This window comes from Massilia sp. CF038, assembly GCF_900129765.1.
GTDB lineage: Bacteria > Pseudomonadota > Gammaproteobacteria > Burkholderiales > Burkholderiaceae_D > Telluria_A.
Window position 1 is genome coordinate 1,268,759 of sequence record NZ_FQWU01000002.1, and the last position, 17,058, is coordinate 1,285,816.

Sequence of the window (17,058 nt, forward strand, 5' to 3'; positions counted from 1 at the left end):
ACAGCCCACAATGCTCCCATCAACCACAGGAGAACCAGAATGCGACTTTCAATTTTGCTGTTTGACGGCTTTACCGCCCTTGATGTGGTGGGCGGCTATGAAGTGCTGGCCAATGTGCCCGGCATGACGCTTGAATTTGCCGCCGCGAGGCCAGGTCCGGTGGCCGCCGACAGCGGCGCGCTGGGCCTGATGGCCACCCTGTCCTACGCCGATCTGCATGCCACCGATCTCCTGTATGTGCCGGGCGGACCTGGCGTGCAGGCAGCGCTGCAGGACAGCGCCCTGCTGGCCTGCATTGAACGCGTGAGCCCGGCCAGCAGCTGGACAATTGGCATCTGCAACGGCGTGCTGCTGCTGGGCGCCGCCGGCTTGCTGCGCGGGCGCCGCGTGACAACCAACTATTTTGCACGCGAACAGGCACGCGCATTCGGGGCCGAGGTGCTGCCCGAGCGTTTTGTGCACGACGGCCGTCTGCTCACCGGCGCCGGGGTTTCCAGCAGCGTTGACACGGCGCTCTACCTGGCCGGCCAGCTTGGCGGCACCACGCTGGCGCGCACCATCCAGCTCGGCATTGAATACTATCCTGCGCCGCCGTTTGGAAATGGCACGCCGGACGGCCAAGCCCAAGCCTTGAAGGATGTGGTGGCGCAAGTCGAACGCACAGCCGCACAGCGCCTGGCAGCACGGCACATCCCCTTTTAAGACAGGCGCACCATGCACATTACCCAACTGCGCAACGCCACCATCATCATTCAAACCGGGGCGCACCGGATTCTGGTTGACCCCATGCTGGCGCCGAAAGGAGCCCTGCCGCCCCTGCGCCTGTTTGACGGCAAACGCTTGCGCAATCCGCTGCTCGATTTGCCAGACGTTGCCGAAGCGGCGCTAGCAGGCGTGACGCACTGCCTCATCACGCACTGCCAAAAAGGCCATTTCGACCATCTGGACCGCGCCGGCAAACGCTTTCTGCGCGAGCGTGCCATACCGGTGTTCTGCAGCGCGAACGACGCGCCGTACTTGCGCGCACGCGGCCTGCATGTTCAGGCGCTGGCGCCGGCCGACGCTGTGCCCGTGCCGTTCCTGGAGGGCAGCATCCAGACGGTACGCTGTACGCATGGCGAGGGGTGGGTGGGGCGCATCATGGAACACGGGGTCGGCTACCTGATCCGCATGCCAGGCGAGCCCAGTCTTTACCTGAGCGGCGACACGATCCTGTCGCAGACGGTGCGCGCCTTTGTGCTGACGCACCAGCCGCAAGTATGCGTGATTCCGGCCGGCGGTGCGCGCCTGGATCTGGGCGGCGAGATCATCATGGGGCCTGATGAAGCGCTGGCGTTTGCGCAGCTGGCCACTGGTGCTGTCATCGCCAACCACCTGGAAGCACTGAGCCACTGCCCGCCCACCCGCGCCGCCCTGGCGCAGGCAGCGCGTGCGTGCGGCCTGGGCGCGCGCCTGCTGGTGCCGGGCGACGGCGAAACGCTGGCGTTTACCGCAAGTGGCGCAGTGGCGACCAGGGTGACACCAGCCAGATGAACAAACCGGCATTCAGGACGATCGTGACCCAGAGGCGGGCGCGGAATGATTGCTTGCTTGATTTGTGACGCAGCAGCGCCTGGGCCAGCACGGCGCCTGGCCAGCCGCAGGCCAGGCCAGCGAGCAGGAGCAAATTTTCGGAGGTGCGCCAGCGCCCTGCACGCGCCGCTGCCTTGTCCATCATGTACATGACGAAGCACAGCACGCTGCCCACGATGTAGGGCGCCGCAATCCAGGGGGTCCGCCCCCACCATTCGATGGCGCCGGCCATGGCGGCTGCAAAGGCAATCAGGGCAAGAAAAAGCATGGCGAATTATTGATGCACGGAAAATTTGAGTGTATGCCGCCAGGCAATACAAGTCCATCCCTTCCCTGTTTTCGGCTGAAAGTCTGTTGCCGCGCTGGCGGCTTTGTGCGATATTTGTTTTTTAAATAAGATTGAGATTCGATCATGCACCCACTTTCCCGCACTGCCCTTCTGCTCGCGCCGCTGCTGCTCGTTGCCTGTGGCAAGAAAGCACCGGATACCACCGCGCCGCCAACCTTGCCCACCCCGGCCCCGGTCGCCGCGCCCGCCGCGCCGGCGCCATCCGCCGAACCAAGCGACGAACAGCGCGCGCAAGCGGAAAAACAAAAGGCACTCGAGTACGCCACGATGGAAGACCAGTACATCAACGATCCGCGCGCGCAATGGGCCAGCACGGCCAGCGCCTCCAGTACCTTTGGCGACCCGGCACCGTCGGACAGCAATCTGCCCAAAAATGCCACCGGCAAGGTTGACGGCGACGATTGGCTCAACAACAACCAGACCATCGGCTTTGATACGCTCGAGCTTGGCTATGAGAAGCCGGTGGCGGCCACCGAAGTGCGGGTGGTGGTGCCCTCGGGCGAAGGGATCGAGGCCATCAGCAAAGTCGAACTGCAAGATACCGAGGGCAAGTGGAATGTGATCTGGAGCGGCGTGCCGGACGCCAAACGCGACGATCGCGGCCCGCGCAGCTGGTACGTGCGCAGCTTTGAAAAAACGCCGTACAAGGTCAAGGCCGTGAAGTACACCTTTGCCAACAACCTCTATCACGGCTATAAAAAAGTGGACGCGGCCCAGTTGATCGGCGATTAAACGGCCTGTCCATGCGCTCGGTGTGATGCCGAACAGATCGATTCGGCCAGACCGCTTACGCTCCAGTGCTCAAGACGGCGCGCCCGGCGCGCCGAAGTTTCTTTCTCGCACAATTGGAGGCACGCAATGGCATTCGATATCGGCAATTTACTGCAGCAATATCTCGGCGGCGCGCCCAACGTGAACGCAGGCCGCGCCCTGGACGACTTCGACCAGGTGGCCCAGAACGCGCCGCGCGCATCCGTCGCGCAGGGCGTGACCGAAGCGCTGCGCTCGGACCAGACGCCACCATTTGCACACATGGTCAGCCAGTTGTTTGACAAGAGCGACGCGACCCAGCGCGCCGGCATGCTCAACCAGATGCTGCGCGGCATCGGGCCCGGCACGCTGGCCTCGCTGGCGGGCGGCGCTCTCAGTCATTTATTCCGCGGCAATGAAAGCCCAGCCGCGCTCACGCCCGAGCAAGCGGCCCAGATGACGCCCGATCAGGTGCGCCAGATTGCCGAAGACGCGCAACAACAGGACCCCGGCATTGTCGAGCGCATGGGCGACTTCTACGCAGAACATCCGACCCTGGTGAAAACCATCGGCGGCGCCGCACTGGCCATTGTCCTGGGGCGTGTTGCCGAAGGCATGCGTCATTAACTTCACCTTAAAGGAGTCACACCGTGGGTATTCTCAGCAATATTTTCCATAAAATTTTCCCATCCTCGCATCCGGCCGTGCAAACCACGCCGGTCACGCCAGGCGGCTCGATGCAGTCCAGCGCACCGCAGGCGGCACCGGCCACGCAGGCAAGCGCAGCGCCGCCTGCCGCGCCGATGGAACAAATCGACGTCGAATCCATTCTAAGTGGCATGCCACAGGCACAAACGCTCAACTGGCGCACCTCGATTGTCGACCTGCTCAAGCTGCTCAATCTGGACAGCAGCCTGCAGTCGCGCAAGGAACTGGCGGCGGAGCTCGAATACAAGGGCGACACCGGCGACTCCGCCTCCATGAATATCTGGCTGCACCGCCAGGTCATGAACAAGCTGGCCGCCAATGGCGGCAAGGTGCCGGCCGACCTGCGCGACTAAGCAGGGCTACCGCGCTCAATCGGGCAGCGCAAGTTGCCCTGGTGCGCCGCACGCAAAGCAGAAGCGCGCAAACGCGCTTTTGCGTGTGTGGCAACTGGCGCATGCATCGAACAAGCCGATGCCACAATGCGGGCAAAAGTCGAGCCCCGTGTTTTTCAGATCCAGCGGCCGCTCGCAGCCGGGACAGACCGACTTGGCCAGGCGCGTATAGACCATGTCATAGCGCAGTGTCTGGCGCCGTTTGGCTTCCGGCAGCGCTTCGCTTGCCTGCTGGCGCGCCAGGTAGCGCTGCAGCGCTGCAATGGCGTAGCGGCCAGCCAGTACCGTAACCACGATCCCGACGATATAGCGCACATAGCCGCCATAGCTTGGCAGGTAAGGCACCAGTTCCACAAAAAACGCAAACGTGGCAAAAAAGATGAAGCCCCAGACAAACGGCCAGGACGGGGTATGGCGTTTTTTGGCAAACAGCCAGCCCGCCACCACCAGCAAGGGCAAGGTCAGCGCCAGGCGATACAGGAACACGCGCAATTCACGCGCCCGCTCCGCCTTTGCCAACGCGGCCCGGGCCGGCGTCTCCAACGCTGCCTGTGCCTTGGCCGCGCGTTCACGCGCCTGGTGTGCGTCCAGCAGGGCCTGATCCTGCTCTTCCACCTGCGCCAGCGCTTGCCGTTCGGCCGCCTTGAGCTGGTCCAGCGCGCGGGTGCGTTCGATCAGTTCGCTGTCCTGGTCGGGCCGCGCCGTGACGCGACGGGTCATCAGCCAGTTGGCAAAGGTGCTCTGGGCCGTGGCGGCGTTGGCGCGCGCCACCTTGTGTTTCTGTGCGGCCTGGTCGCGCGCATCGTCGGCCCGCTGCAATGCGCGCTCGGCCTGTTCGGACGCCAGCTTGACCGCGCCACCCTGTGCAGGATCGATGAACTGTTCCAACCGTAGTGGCGGCTCGACATCCCACAAGTTATCCACCAGCTTACCACCCAGACCAATCAGAAATCCGGCAAAGACAAATGCCACCAGCCAGAGCGCGCGCTGCATCCAGCGCTGCGTCAGACGCAATCGATTGCTCATGTCGCCTCCGTATAGAAAGTGCCAAGGCTCGCATGCCGGCAGGCGCGGGGCCAGCGCGTGCGCGATAGCAGCAGCGCACGCCACGCACGGGATCGGAATCTGCTACTGGTGCCGTGCGTGGGCGCAACAATTGCAGGTAAAATACTTGGGTCACCCATTTACCATTGAGAACCATGAAACCACTGCTGCTTGTAATGTTGCTGGCATCCACACCGGCATTTGCCGATGATGCCGCGGTCCTGACCTGCCGCAACCTGAAGGACCCGGCCTTGCGCCTGGCTTGTTACGACGGCATCAGTGTGGCCGCCAAGCCGCTGGCCAAGGCCACTGAGCCAGCATCGCCAGCGGCCATCAAAGCAGCCGAGCAATCGTTCGGGCAGCCGCAGAAGGCGGTGATCAACGCCATCGAAAGCACGATTCCAGGCAAGTTCGAAGGCTGGGAACCGAACCAGCAATTTACGTTGGCCAACGGTCAAGTGTGGAAGATTGTCGACGGCAGTTCGGCCTATTTCGTCGGCAACGACGTCAAGGTCCGCATTGAAAAGGGATCGTTCAGCGCGATGTTCATGAAAATCGAAGGCAGTACGCAATACCCGACCGTACGGCGTGTCAAATAAAAGCCGGCTCTGAGGCCAATGCAAGACCTATCCACAGCATGACTGCGCTGCGTCAGCTTGCTCCTTGAAATACGAACTTTCCCGTTTTGGTGGCCATCTAATTTTTCAGATGATCACCATGCGGGCAAGCTTCATGACTCAAGCACCGTTCGACCCCAGCGCTGGCCGCCTGCAACTGTGGGGCGGCCTCGAATGCACCGTCAACCGGATTGAAAGCGACTATTTCAACCAGATCGAACGCAATGGTCACCTCCATCGCGATGACGACATTGCCCGTTTTGCCTCGCTCGGCATTGCGGCCATCCGCTACCCTGTGCTCTGGGAAAGTACCGCGCCAGACGGACTGGCCAAGGCCAACTGGTCCTGGCCCGACCGCCGCCTGGAGGCGCTGCGCGCCGCTGGCATTGCGCCCATCGCTGGCCTGGTCCACCACGGCAGCGGGCCGCGCCATACCAGCCTGATCGACGACCACTTTGCCAGCGGGCTGGCCGAATTTGCCGGCGCCGTGGCGCGCCGCTATCCCTGGGTATCCGATTACACGCCCGTCAACGAACCGCTCACGACTGCCCGCTTCAGTGCCCTGTACGGCCTGTGGTACCCGCACGGGCGCAGCAACACCCTGTTCATCCGCGCCCTGCTCAACCAGTGCAAGGCCATCGTGCTGTCCATGCGGGCCATCCGCGCGGTCAATCCCCAGGCCCGGCTGGTGCAAACCGACGATCTGGGCAAAACCTACAGCACCCGGCCCATGCGCGCCACTGCCGCCTTCTACAACGAGCGGCGCTGGCTGGCCTGGGATCTGCTGTGCGGCCGTGTCGGCCCCGGCCATGCACTGTGGCGCTACCTGACCCGTCACGGCGCCACGCCGGCCGAACTGAGCTGGTTCCGCGCGAACCCCTGCCCGCCCGACGTTATCGGCGTCAATTACTACGTCACCAGCGAGCGCTGGCTCGACCATCGGGCCGAGCGCTTCCCTGCCCACTACCGCGGCCACGCAGGCGCGCGCCCCTGCGCCGACATTGAAACGGCGCGGGCGCTGGCTACACCCACGGCCGGCATTGGCCCCCTGCTGGACGAAGTCTGGCAGCGCTACGGCATTGCCCTGGCCGTTACCGAAGCGCATATCGACGCCAATCGCGAAGACCAATTGCGCTGGCTGCGGGAAATCTGGAACGCAAGTCAGCGCGCGCGTCAGCGCGGTATCGACCTGCGCGCGGTCACGGTCTGGGCCCTGCTCGGCTCGTACGACTGGAACAGTCTGGTGACTCAAAACAAGGGCTACTACGAACCCGGTCCGTTCGACGTGCGCGGGCCGCAACCGCGCCCCACCGCGCTGGCCGGCATGATGCGCGAACTGGCGGCCGATGCGCCGCTGTCCCATCCGGTGTTGCACGGACTGGGCTGGTGGCGCCGTTCCGGCCGCTTCCTGTGCCCGCCCATTGCCACGCGCGCCGGAGCGGCGCTGCCGCCTGAGACCAGCGCCGCGGCGCCATCGCCCATTTTGATCACTGGTGCCACCGGCACGCTGGGCCGCGCCTTTGCCCGCATCTGCCAGCGCCGCAATCTCGCTTACCGCCTGCTCACGCGCGAGGAAATGGACATTGCCAACCCGGCTTCGGTAGAGCGGGTCATGCAGCAGTACGCACCCTGGGCCGTGATCAACGCCAGCGGCTATGTGCGCGTTGACGACGCAGAACACGATGTCGAACGCTGTTACCGCGAAAACGTCCAGGGCCCGGCCACGCTGGCCGCCATCTGCGCGCGCCACCAGGTCCACCTGACCACTTTCTCCAGCGACCTGGTGTTCGACGGCATGCAAGCCTTCCCCTACATGGAAGATGCCGAGGTGGGGCCGCTCAGCATCTATGGCCACAGCAAGGCCGCGGCCGAGCAGATCGTGCTTGCCCAGCACGCCGGCGCGCTGATCGTGCGCACCAGTTCCTTCTTCGGCCCCTGGGACAGCGCCAATTTCGTCACCATCGTGCTCGATACCCTGGCGCGCGGCGCCCCGTTTACCGCCGTGAGCGACATCACCGTCTCGCCCACCTATGTGCCCGATCTGGTGCATGCCTGCCTCGACCTGATCATCGACCGCGAGTGCGGGGTGTGGCACCTGACCAACGCCACCGCCCTCACCTGGGGCGAGCTGGCCCATGCAGCCGCATGCCAGGCCGGCATCGATCCTGGCCGGCTCGAACTGCGCCTCGCGGCCGACTTCCATTACCCCGCGCGACGGCCGTATTACAGTGCCCTGAGCAGCCGGCGCGCCATTTTGCTGCCCCCACTGGACGACGCGCTGGGCCGTTACATTGCCATGCGCACAGAGCCTGAACAGCTTGACGAGCGCCTGTTCGTGGCCGAAACACGCCACGTGCCAGGGCAAGCCCAGCGCCAGGCCAGTTAACACGCCATTGCGCAACACCCCTTGCGCTAGAATAGCCGCCAAACTATTCTGCAAGGACGACCCGGTGCAAGAACATGGCTTCCCCTATCTGCGTGAAATTCTCCTGTTCCTCTCACTGGCCGGCATTTTAATTCCCACCCTGGCGCGGCTGCGCATCAACCAGGTGCTTGGCTTCCTGGCCGTCGGGGTCGTGCTGGGTCCGTTTGGCCTGGGGCTGTTTGCCCAGGCCACACCCTGGCTTGCCTACCTGACCTTCCCCCGCGTCGACGGCGTGATGGCACTGGCCGAGCTGGGTGTCATGTTCCTGATGTTCATGATCGGGCTGGAATTATCGGCCGCGCGCCTGTGGGCCATGCGGCGCTGGGTCTTTGGCGCTGGCAGCTTACAAGTGGGCGCCAGTGCCCTGTTGATTGGCGCGGCCAGCTGGCTGCTGTTTGGCCGGCTCGATACCGCCATCATTGTCGGCTTCGTGCTGTCGCTGTCCTCGACCGCGGTGGTGATGCAGTTGCTGACGGCCCAGAACAGCACCACCAGTCCGCTCGGCCAGGCGGCGTTTGCGGTTCTGATGCTGCAGGACCTGGCGGTGGTGCCGCTGCTGATTTTGGTGGGCGCCATGCGCCAGGATGCGCCTGGCAGCCTGGGCGCACTGGTGGCGCTGGCGATGCTCAAGGCGGCGCTGGCCATCGCCATGATTTACCTGGTGGGCGGGCGCGTGGTCCACCCTTTGTTTCGCGCGTTTGCCCGGCACCGCCAGCCGGACGTGTTCATGGCGCTCATTTTGCTGACCACGCTGGGCATTGCCGGCCTGTCGGCGGCAGCGGGCCTGTCCATGGCGCTGGGCGCGCTGATTGCCGGCGTGCTGCTGGCCGAGACCGAATTCAAGCACGAAGTCGAACTGATGATCGAACCGTTCAAGGGTTTGCTGATGGGCTTGTTCTTCATGACGGTGGGCATGAACATGGATGTGCGCCTGATGCTTGCCCATCCATTGTGGCTGGCCGCCGCGGTGGCGGGCCTGTTTGCGGTCAAAGGCAGCGTTGTCGCACTGCTGTTTCGCGCGGGCGGCCTCAGCTGGGGGCGCGCACTGGAAGGTGGCTTGCTGCTCGGTCAGGGCGGCGAATTCGCCTTCATTGTGATCGGCTACGCCGTGGCGGGCAAGCTGGTGGAACCGGGTCTGGGCCAGCTGATCACGCTGGCCGTGGGCCTGTCGCTGTTTGTCACGCCGCCGCTGGCGCGGCTGGGGCGCAGCCTGGGCGAACGCTGGGAAAGCGCGGCTGATTTGGCTGCCGCCGCGCAGGCGCACGACGCGCTCGAAGCGGTGCGCGGACGGATTATCATCGCCGGGTTTGGGCGCGTGGGGCGGCAGCTGGCGCGCCTGCTCACGGCCCAGGGCATCGCGTTTGTGGCGTTTGAAAACGATGCGCGCCTGGTGGCCAAGCTGCGCGCCGAGGGCTTGCCAGTCTACTTTGGCGACGCCTCGCGCGCGGAATTGCTGCGCCGGGTCGACGCCGGCGCGGCACCTGCCATTGTGCTGACCATGGACCACGCCGCATCGGCCCTGCACGCGGTGCGTGGCATCCGGCGCGAATTTCCGAAAGTCGCCGTGTACGCCCGCTCGCGCGACGAAAAGCATGCGCTCGCGCTGAAGCAGGCTGGCGCCACCATGGTGGTCCCCGAAACGCTGGAGGCGAGCTTGCAGTTATCTGCCTCGGTGCTGGAAGCGATGGGCATGGATGCGGCCCATGTCGACCGCATTGTCGACGCCGAACGCGGCCTGTTTCTGGCCGCGCTGGCCGACAAAGCCGGTGCATCCCAGTGATATGATAGCCGTATGAACAAGCACATTGCACAGATGGTGCTGGCGGTGGCAGCGATGCTGGCCGGGATATGGGCCGCGCCGGCGCACGCCGAACCAGTGCATGTCTACACTGCTGCCAATTTCGCGCCGCTGATGCTGGCCGACGGGCGTGGCGTGTATCCGGACCTGGTGGCCTGGCTCAACCGCCAGAACCTGGGCGAGCTGCAGTTTGAATTACATTACATGCCGCGCAAGCGGCTGCAGGTCAAGCTCGAAGACGGCACCCTCGATGGCATTGTGATCGGCATGATGCCCGAATGGCTGGACGACCGCGCGCAGAAAAAATACCACTGGACCGTCCCCTTCGATACCGACCATTTCGCCCTGGTGTCGCTGGCTGCGCGGCCCGTCATGCCGAACCGCCCTGCTTCGCTCAAGGGCGCCACGCTCGGTGTCACGCTGGGTTACGTCTATCCTGGCCTGGATGACTGGATCGAGCGCGCCGGCTTGCTGCGCAGCGGCGGCATCAGCGACGAAAAAAACATTGAAAAGCTGCTGCGCGGGCGCATCGACTGCGTGATCGTGGCCGAATCCATGGCGCGCTACTTCATCCGCACGCACAAGCTGGAACACAAGCTGCGCTTGGCGCCGCTGCCAGGCCAGGCGACCGAGCGCCGCTTCCTGGTACAGCACCGCGACGCGGCCGTATTTGAACTGCTGGCGCCGGCCATGCGCCAGCTGCACGACGACCCCGCCTGGCAACAGGCCCTGCACGCCTACCAGTAAGCGCCGCCGGCACTACGCTAGAATTTTTCGCGCCGCCTCGCAGCCCCACCATGCCGCCTCTTCGAACACAGAAAAACCGGACAGGTCGCCATGCGCGAACAGGATCGGCCCGTCCGCCTCGCGCAACGCACGCAGGCCCGCGTTACTGCGAAAGCCTGGCAGCGGCGCCGCCATGGCGTGACCGCGCAAAGTAATGTCGACCCGCTCCACGTTGGCAGCGAACTTCCAGCCGTAGGCGCTTTGCAGGTCGGTGCTGGCCAGGGCCACCAGCTCGCTGCCGCTGGCGGCCAGCATCCATTTGCGCGCCGCGTCCGGCGTGCGGTCCGACAGCGCCACGTAAGCGCTGAACACGGTTTTGGGCGGTGGCGTCACGCGGATGTCCTGATGGGTCGACACCACATAGCCCAGACCGGGCTCCTGGTACACCACGTTGTCCCACGACAGTGGCGCATCGGGCAGTTCGGGCGGAAACCCCTTCATCAGGAAGTTCGCCACCATCCACGGCGCATACACGGGCGTGTGCAGTTTGGGGTCGAAGCCCAGCGCGGCGATGTCTTCCACCACGCGCGCCGCCACATACAGCGGCATGGCGCAAATCGCGCGGCGCGCCCTGACCAGGTAGGTACTGGGCATGCCATCGGCGAGCGTGAAGCACAGCGCTTCGACGCCGGCCCCGCTGCGCTTGACCGAGACGACCGTGCCAGAGCGCCGTTCAATGCCGGAAAACGCGGCCATTTTTTCGGCCACGGGTTGCAGTCCCCCTGGCCAGGTCAGCCAGGCGCCATTGCCCGCGTTGGCCGCTTTGCCCCAGCGGCTGCAGTAGTAATGCAGGCCGGCCCAGGCCGAGACCTTGTCGTAGCGGGTGCCGTAATCGTCGCGGCAGCAGTAGTTCAGGTACCAGTGCAGGGTTGGCGACGTGTAGGCATTCTGGTCAAGCCAGTCCTTGAGGGTGATCCGGTCCAGGCCATCGTAGGCGGGGTCTCGCGAGGAGCGCACCGTGGGAAAGACGAACACGCGCTGGCCGTCGCTCCCACGCAGCTGGCGCAGGCGCTCGACCTCGGCGAAGAAGCGCCGGTGTTCGGCCAGTTCGGCCGCAGCCAAGCCATGCGTGGGCAGGAAGCCCTCCTGCCAGGCGCCCTGGTACAGCAGCCGCTCCTCCGGGCCGTGCAGGATGAAGCGTTCGTCATAGGTCGGTCTTTCGGCAAACGGGTCGCGCTCGATGATGCCAAGGTCGTACAGGATTTCGCGCACATGCACCGACTCCGGCGAGGGCAAAGGCAGGTAGTGGCCACCGGTCGGATATGCCAGGTCGCCGAACTGGCCGCCGGCCGCGTTGCCGAATGGCTGAGGGCCGTCAATCATCATGGCGCCGCGGTGCCCGCCTTTTTTCAGCTGCATGGCGGCGGCCAGGCCGGCAATGCCCGAGCCAAGGATCACGACGTCGGTGTCGATGCTGGCCGAGGGCGCAGGGAGCGGCTTGCCGCGCAGGTCGCGCAGAAAATGGCCTTCGGCGCGGCCCGGATAATGCACGCGCGGCGTGATCTCCTGCCATTGGTGGAAGGCCAGGCCGCTCAGGGCAGCCGCGCCGGCAGCACCGGCGACAGATAAAAAGGAACGCCGGTCCATCAGCGAATCACCTTGCCCCAGTCGCGTTCAAACTCATTGACCAGCGACTGGGTATTGAGCTGATTGGGCGCCATCACCCGGCGCGGCATATCGGGCGGGAAGATGAACATTTCGCGCGTGGTCGCTTCGTTCAAAAAGCGCATGGGCAAGCGGTACGACACGGGTGGACGGAACGCGGCCTGGGGCGAGGCCATGACAAAGCCCCACTCGCCAAACGACGGTACATAGGCGTGGAAGGGCCAGGTCCGCATGCCCACTTCGCGCAGGGTCGCGTCAATGGTCCAGAAAGCATTCGGCGCAAAAAATGGTGAGGTCGACTGCACCACCACCAGACCGTTGGCAGCCACGTGTTTTTTCACCATGCCGTAGAACGGCACCGAATACAGCTTGCCAAGGGCGAAACTGGAAGGATCGGGGAAATCGATGATCACTGCATCGAACATTTCGGTGCTGTTTTGCAGCCAGATGGCGGCGTCGGTATTGATCACGCGTGCGCGCTTGTCGGAAAACGAGCCGGCGTTGAGCTTGGCCAGTTCGGCGCGCCGGGTGAATGCGCCCGTCATGGCAGGGTCAAGGTCAACCACGGTGGCATGTTCGATATTCGGATAGCGCAGGACTTCGCGCAAGGCCAGGCCATCACCGCCACCGAGGATCAGCACGCGTTTTGCCCAGGGCAGCGACTCCAGCGCGGGATGCACCAGCGCTTCGTGATAGCGGTATTCGTCGCGCGAAGAGAACTGCAAATTGCCGTTGATGTAGAGGCGCGTGTCGTCCTTCCATTGGGTGATCACCAGGCGTTGGTAGGGCGTGGTGGTGGCATACACGATCTGGTCGCCAAACAGGCCATGCTCGCCCCAGCGCACCATGGCGTCCGACAGCGAAAAGCCGCACACCAGCACCAGCATCACGCCAGCGGCGCGCAGAGCGCGTCCCCCCGTATTTTTCAGCTCCTTGCGAAACACATACAGCGTCCAGATGCCCACGCCCACGTTGAGCATCCCGAACAAAAATCCGGTGCGCACCAGGCCCAGGTAAGGCGCCAGCACCAGTGGGAACAGCAGCGAGACCGCCAGTGCGCCCAGGTAGTCAAAGGTCAGCACCCGGCTCACCAGTTCATTGAAGGCGGTGTCGCGTGCGTTCAGCGCGCGCATCACCAGCGGCACTTCCATGCCCACCAGCGCGCCAATTATGAACACCAGCACATACAAGAGGGTGCGAAACGGCGCTGTCATCCATGAAAACGACATGAACAGCAGTGCGGCCGAGACGCCACCAATCAGGCCGACCGCCAGTTCAATATCGATGAAGCGCGCCAGCACGTCGTCTTCGCTGACATACTTGGAGAAGTGCGCGCCCACGCCCATGGCAAACAGGTAGCAGCCGATAATGGTGGAAAACTGCAGGATCGAGTCACCCAGCAGGTAGCTCGACAAGGCGCCGGCAATGAGTTCGTACGCCAGGCCGCAGGAAGCGACAACAAAGACGGACAGGATCAGAATTTTTTTGGTCATGGGGCGCTTTTTAAACTATGATTCCGCAGATGCTGTCAATTTGACTATTTTACTTGGGGAGGACCGCGTGCCCGCCATCCTAAACTATCTGCTGCACCTTGCCACGGCGGTCGCGCTGGTCATGGCGTATTTCGTCATCTACACGCGCATGACGCCGTACGACGAAGTGACGCTGATCCGCCAGGGTAACCAGGCCGCAGCACTGTCCCTGGGCGGCACCCTGATCGGTTTTGCCCTGACCATTGCGTCAGCGCTGATGCATACCCAGGACTACTATCAGTTTCTGGGCTGGGCCGGTGGCGCCATGCTGGTCCAGGTGCTGGTATTCCAGATTGCCACGCGCTTGCTGAACATGTCGAAGGACCAGATCGAAGCGAACAACTGCGCTTTCGGCACCCTGCTCGGTTCCCTGTCGATCGCCATCGGGCTGGCCAACGCCGGCGCCATTTCCTGATTTACCCGCATTCACCGCACCGGAGGCTACCATGTCACTAGGCTCATTCATCAAGAAGCAGTTTATCGACGTTTTGCAGTGGAACGAGGAGACCGAAGGCGTACTGGCCTGGCGCTTCCCGATGCAGGACTTTGAAATCCAGAATGGCGCCATCCTCAATGTGCGCGAATCGCAGGTGGCGGTGTTCGTCAACGAAGGCGTGATCGCCGACGTGTTCGGCCCCGGCACCCACAAGCTGACCACGCAAACGCTGCCGATTCTGACCAACCTGAAAAACTGGGACAAGTTCTTCGATTCGCCATTCAAGTCCGATGTGTACTACTTCAGCACGCGCGTGCAGACCGGGCGCAAATGGGGCACGCCGCAACCGATCACGATTCGTGACAAAGACTTCGACATGATCCGTGTGCGGGCCTTCGGCATGTTCTCGTACCGGGTCGCCGATGCACGTAAATTTTTCACCGAAATCAGCGGCACGCGCGAGGTGTACACCCGCGACGAAGTCGAAGAACAGCTGCGTGGCCTGCTGATGGCCACCATGGCCTCATCCCTGGGCGGCGCCAATGTGGCCTTCCTCGACATGGCAGCCAACCAGGCCCTGATGGCGCAGTCGGTCAAGGGCGACCTGGCTGCCGCGTTTGCCCGCTATGGCATTGGCCTGGATGAATTCAACGTCGCTTCCGTCAGCCTGCCCGAAGAGCTGCAGGCCGCGCTGGACGAGCGCATCTCGGCGGGCATGAAAGGCGGTCTGTCGGCCGACAAGATGGCTGGCTTCACCAAGTTCAATGTCGCCAGCAGCATTCCCCTGGCCGCGCAAAATGAAGGCGGCCTGGCCGGCATTGGCGCTGGCCTGGGTGCCGGCGCGATGCTGGGCCAGGCGATGGCGCAGGGCATGGCCAGTGCCACTGCGCAGCCGGCTGCCCCGGCAGCAGCGGCGGAGGTGCCAATCGAAGAGCGTCTGGCCAAGCTCAAAGGCTTGCTCGACAAGGGGCTCATTTCAGCCGCCGACTACGACAGCACCAAGGCGGAGCTGCTTAAAAAGCTGATCGGCTGACCGCTACTCCATGCAGACTGTCTCCTGTCCGAGCTGCGGCGCCCCGGTTGATTTTCGTTCGCACGCCTCCGTCATGGCGGTGTGCGTGTACTGCCGCGCGTCCGTCATCAAGGATGCCGATGCGGTCAAGGATCTGGGCAAGATATCAGCGGTGCTGGAAGACTTTTCGCCTCTGCAGATCGGCACCGCCGGCACCTTCGGTGGCCGCGGTTTTACCGTGGTCGGGCGCATCCAGCTGCGCTACGACCAGGGCCTGTGGAATGAATGGTATCTGCTGTTCGACGACGGCAGCAGTGCCTGGCTGGGCGACTCGTCCGGCCTGTTTACCATCACCACAGCGCAAGACATCGGTCCGCCCTTGCCGGACTTTCATGAGCTGGTACCCGGCCAGAGCTACCAGATCGGTAGCGAAAATTACACCGCATCCGAAAAACGCGAGGCGCAATGCATCGGCGGTGAAGGCGAGCTGCCGTTCCGGGTGGGCGATGGCTGGACCATCCGCGTGGTCGATTTCCGCCGCGCCAATCTGTTCCTGACGCTCGATTACACTGACGGCGCCGTTCCCGTGGTCTACCGCGGGCAGGCAGTGCTGCTGCCCGAACTGCGCTGCCAGCTGCTGCGCGACGAGGATCAGATCAAGACCAGCACTGGCAAATACCGCGCGCGCGTCGAGGCGCTTGACTGCCCTTCCTGCGGCGGCGCGATCAAGTATGTGCCAGGCATGACGGCCAACCTGGTGTGCCCGAGCTGTGCCACCCAGCTCGACGCGTCCGGCCCCGAGGCCACCGTGCTGGCAGCCGGCGAAACCGTCGAGCGTATGGTCAACACTCTCGCGCTGGGCGCGACCGCCATGATTGCCGGCAGTAGCCATACCGTGATCGGCGCCATGGTGCGCACCGACGAAGAAGGCACCGAATGGACCGAGTATCTGGTCTATAGCGCTCGCGCCGGATTTTTCTGGCTGGTCGAAACTGACGAGGGCTGGTTCCGCGCCAGCGTGCTGCCAAGCTGGCCGGAGCCTGCAGCGCCAGGGGCGCATTCGGTCCGGGTCGACAACCACGCCTACACCAAACTGTACGACTATACGGCCACGGTACGCTATGCCGCCGGCGCCTTCAACTGGCGCGTCGCTGTCGGCGACGAGGTCCGGGTATCGGAATTTGAAAGTGGTCAGGCCACGCTGGCAGCTGAGCTGACCGAACACGAGCTGACCTGGTCGCGTTCCACGACGGTCGCCTTCGATCAGATCAAGACCTGGTTCGGTGCCGACGTCAAGGGCACGGGGCCGGCGGCCGTGAAGGCGCCATCGTCCCTGCTTGGCGGCCAGATGAAATTCGTCTGGTGGATCCTGGGCCTGAACGCGATTCCGATCCTGTTCGCCTTTGGTGAGACCTTCCTCATGACCGTGGCAGCGCTGGTTGCGCTGTTTTACCCGGCCAGTTATTTCCAGGGCAGCGACAACGAATGAACAACAAATACATCGCCTACGCCGTGGTACTGACCATCGCCATCACCATCATCAACTGGTACAGCTTTCTGAGCACGGCCCGCAGCAGTGGCGGGCGCGGTAGCGGCTGGAGTTCGCACAGCAGCAGCGGCTGGGGCGGCGGCAGCGGCGGCGGACATAAATGACGACGTCGTCGCACCGTCCCGCAGGTTCGCACCTGCTGGCCGACTTCTATGGTGTGGCGCCCGAGGCGCTGGTGTCGTGCGACGCCATCGATGCCCTGCTGCGCGATGGTGCTGCCGCTGCCGGCGCCCATATCCTGCACAGTCACTTCCACAGTTTCGGTGCGCAGCAGGGCGTGACGGGCGTGGTGCTGCTGGCCGAATCGCACATTTCAATCCACACCTGGCCCGAATTCGGCTTTGCCGCAGTCGACATTTTCATGTGCGGCAGCGCCCGCCCCGCTCTGGCGCTGGCGGTCATCGAGCAGGCGCTGGGACCGGCGTCCTCGATCGTGCAAACGATCGCCCGGGGCGGAGCTGTCCCGCTATAATTGCTGCCTCT

Annotated in this window: 18 protein-coding genes; 14 read left to right on the top strand and 4 right to left on the bottom strand. The window is 63.9% G+C overall.

Annotated elements, in window-relative coordinates:
• Positions 1 to 39: 39 nt before the first annotated feature.
• Both BUC24_RS16120 and BUC24_RS16125 read left to right on the top strand, forming a co-directional pair.
• Positions 40 to 702 (top strand): DJ-1/PfpI family protein, encoded by a 663-nt coding sequence (locus BUC24_RS16120; protein WP_073218298.1) that lies wholly within the window; start codon positions 40 to 42, stop codon positions 700 to 702.
• Between the two features lie 12 nt (positions 703 to 714).
• Positions 715 to 1,533 (top strand): MBL fold metallo-hydrolase, encoded by an 819-nt coding sequence (locus tag BUC24_RS16125; protein WP_073218300.1) that lies wholly within the window; start codon positions 715 to 717, stop codon positions 1,531 to 1,533.
• On the opposite strand, the gene BUC24_RS16130 is transcribed toward BUC24_RS16125, so the two are convergent.
• Positions 1,487 to 1,840 carry a DUF1294 domain-containing protein gene (locus tag BUC24_RS16130; RefSeq protein WP_073218303.1) on the bottom strand — a complete coding sequence of 118 codons (354 nt, stop codon included), beginning with the start codon at positions 1,838 to 1,840 and terminating at the stop codon, positions 1,487 to 1,489. The two genes, BUC24_RS16125 and BUC24_RS16130, sit on opposite strands and share 47 nt — an antisense overlap.
• A gap of 144 nt (positions 1,841 to 1,984) precedes the next feature.
• Between BUC24_RS16130 and BUC24_RS16135 the strand changes: the two genes are divergently transcribed.
• The 3 genes from BUC24_RS16135 (at position 1,985) to BUC24_RS16145 (ending at position 3,732) form a co-directional block, all read left to right on the top strand.
• The gene (locus tag BUC24_RS16135) at positions 1,985 to 2,653 is read left to right on the top strand and encodes a hypothetical protein (protein ID WP_073218306.1); all 669 of its coding nucleotides are present in this window, start codon (positions 1,985 to 1,987) and stop codon (positions 2,651 to 2,653) included.
• A gap of 126 nt (positions 2,654 to 2,779) precedes the next feature.
• Positions 2,780 to 3,298 (top strand): hypothetical protein, encoded by a 519-nt coding sequence (locus tag BUC24_RS16140; RefSeq protein WP_073218308.1) that lies wholly within the window; start codon positions 2,780 to 2,782, stop codon positions 3,296 to 3,298.
• Positions 3,299 to 3,321: 23 nt separating this feature from the next.
• Positions 3,322 to 3,732 carry a DUF3597 domain-containing protein gene (locus BUC24_RS16145; RefSeq protein WP_073218311.1) on the top strand — a complete coding sequence of 137 codons (411 nt, stop codon included), beginning with the start codon at positions 3,322 to 3,324 and terminating at the stop codon, positions 3,730 to 3,732.
• A gap of 15 nt (positions 3,733 to 3,747) precedes the next feature.
• Here the strand turns inward: BUC24_RS16145 and BUC24_RS16150 are convergent, their stop codons facing one another.
• Positions 3,748 to 4,797 carry a serine endopeptidase gene (locus BUC24_RS16150; protein ID WP_073218314.1) on the bottom strand — a complete coding sequence of 350 codons (1,050 nt, stop codon included), beginning with the start codon at positions 4,795 to 4,797 and terminating at the stop codon, positions 3,748 to 3,750.
• Positions 4,798 to 4,970: 173 nt separating this feature from the next.
• Between BUC24_RS16150 and BUC24_RS16155 the strand changes: the two genes are divergently transcribed.
• The 4 genes from BUC24_RS16155 to BUC24_RS16170 all read left to right on the top strand — a co-directional run bounded on the left by BUC24_RS16155 (position 4,971) and on the right by BUC24_RS16170 (position 10,402).
• The gene (locus tag BUC24_RS16155) at positions 4,971 to 5,414 is read left to right on the top strand and encodes a hypothetical protein (RefSeq protein ID WP_073218317.1); all 444 of its coding nucleotides are present in this window, start codon (positions 4,971 to 4,973) and stop codon (positions 5,412 to 5,414) included.
• 133 nt (positions 5,415 to 5,547) lie between these two features.
• Positions 5,548 to 7,818 carry a family 1 glycosylhydrolase gene (locus BUC24_RS16160; protein ID WP_073220222.1) on the top strand — a complete coding sequence of 757 codons (2,271 nt, stop codon included), beginning with the start codon at positions 5,548 to 5,550 and terminating at the stop codon, positions 7,816 to 7,818.
• 64 nt (positions 7,819 to 7,882) lie between these two features.
• Positions 7,883 to 9,637, top strand: a complete 1,755-nt coding sequence (locus tag BUC24_RS16165; protein ID WP_073218320.1) for a cation:proton antiporter domain-containing protein — start codon at positions 7,883 to 7,885, stop codon at positions 9,635 to 9,637.
• Between the two features lie 12 nt (positions 9,638 to 9,649).
• On the top strand, positions 9,650 to 10,402 hold the full coding sequence (locus BUC24_RS16170) for a substrate-binding periplasmic protein (RefSeq protein ID WP_083598949.1): 753 nt from the start codon (positions 9,650 to 9,652) through the stop codon (positions 10,400 to 10,402).
• Positions 10,403 to 10,414: 12 nt separating this feature from the next.
• Here BUC24_RS16170 and BUC24_RS16175 read toward each other — a convergent pair whose 3' ends face one another.
• Together BUC24_RS16175 and BUC24_RS16180 are read right to left on the bottom strand one after the other, a co-directional pair.
• Positions 10,415 to 12,028, bottom strand: a complete 1,614-nt coding sequence (locus tag BUC24_RS16175; protein ID WP_073218323.1) for an NAD(P)-binding protein — start codon at positions 12,026 to 12,028, stop codon at positions 10,415 to 10,417.
• Positions 12,028 to 13,539 (bottom strand): polyamine aminopropyltransferase, encoded by a 1,512-nt coding sequence (locus BUC24_RS16180; RefSeq protein ID WP_073218326.1) that lies wholly within the window; start codon positions 13,537 to 13,539, stop codon positions 12,028 to 12,030. The genes BUC24_RS16175 and BUC24_RS16180 overlap by 1 nt, the downstream gene beginning before the upstream one ends.
• A 67-nt stretch (positions 13,540 to 13,606) precedes the next feature.
• On the opposite strand from BUC24_RS16180, the gene BUC24_RS16185 reads away from it, so the two are divergent.
• From BUC24_RS16185 to speD, 5 genes are read left to right on the top strand one after another with little or no spacing between them, the layout of a single operon-like run.
• The gene (locus BUC24_RS16185; RefSeq protein ID WP_073218329.1) at positions 13,607 to 13,993 is read left to right on the top strand and encodes a DUF350 domain-containing protein; all 387 of its coding nucleotides are present in this window, start codon (positions 13,607 to 13,609) and stop codon (positions 13,991 to 13,993) included.
• 31 nt (positions 13,994 to 14,024) lie between these two features.
• The gene (locus BUC24_RS16190) at positions 14,025 to 15,047 is read left to right on the top strand and encodes an SPFH domain-containing protein (RefSeq protein ID WP_073218331.1); all 1,023 of its coding nucleotides are present in this window, start codon (positions 14,025 to 14,027) and stop codon (positions 15,045 to 15,047) included.
• Between the two features lie 10 nt (positions 15,048 to 15,057).
• Positions 15,058 to 16,515 carry a DUF4178 domain-containing protein gene (locus BUC24_RS16195; protein ID WP_073218334.1) on the top strand — a complete coding sequence of 486 codons (1,458 nt, stop codon included), beginning with the start codon at positions 15,058 to 15,060 and terminating at the stop codon, positions 16,513 to 16,515.
• On the top strand, positions 16,512 to 16,679 hold the full coding sequence (locus BUC24_RS26985; RefSeq protein ID WP_178372557.1) for a hypothetical protein: 168 nt from the start codon (positions 16,512 to 16,514) through the stop codon (positions 16,677 to 16,679). Before BUC24_RS16195 ends, BUC24_RS26985 begins: the two co-directional genes overlap by 4 nt.
• Positions 16,676 to 17,047, top strand: coding sequence for an adenosylmethionine decarboxylase (gene speD, locus BUC24_RS16200; protein ID WP_073218336.1), 372 nt, complete (start codon positions 16,676 to 16,678; stop codon positions 17,045 to 17,047). The genes BUC24_RS26985 and speD overlap by 4 nt, the downstream gene beginning before the upstream one ends.
• The last annotated feature ends 11 nt before the right edge of the window (positions 17,048 to 17,058 follow it).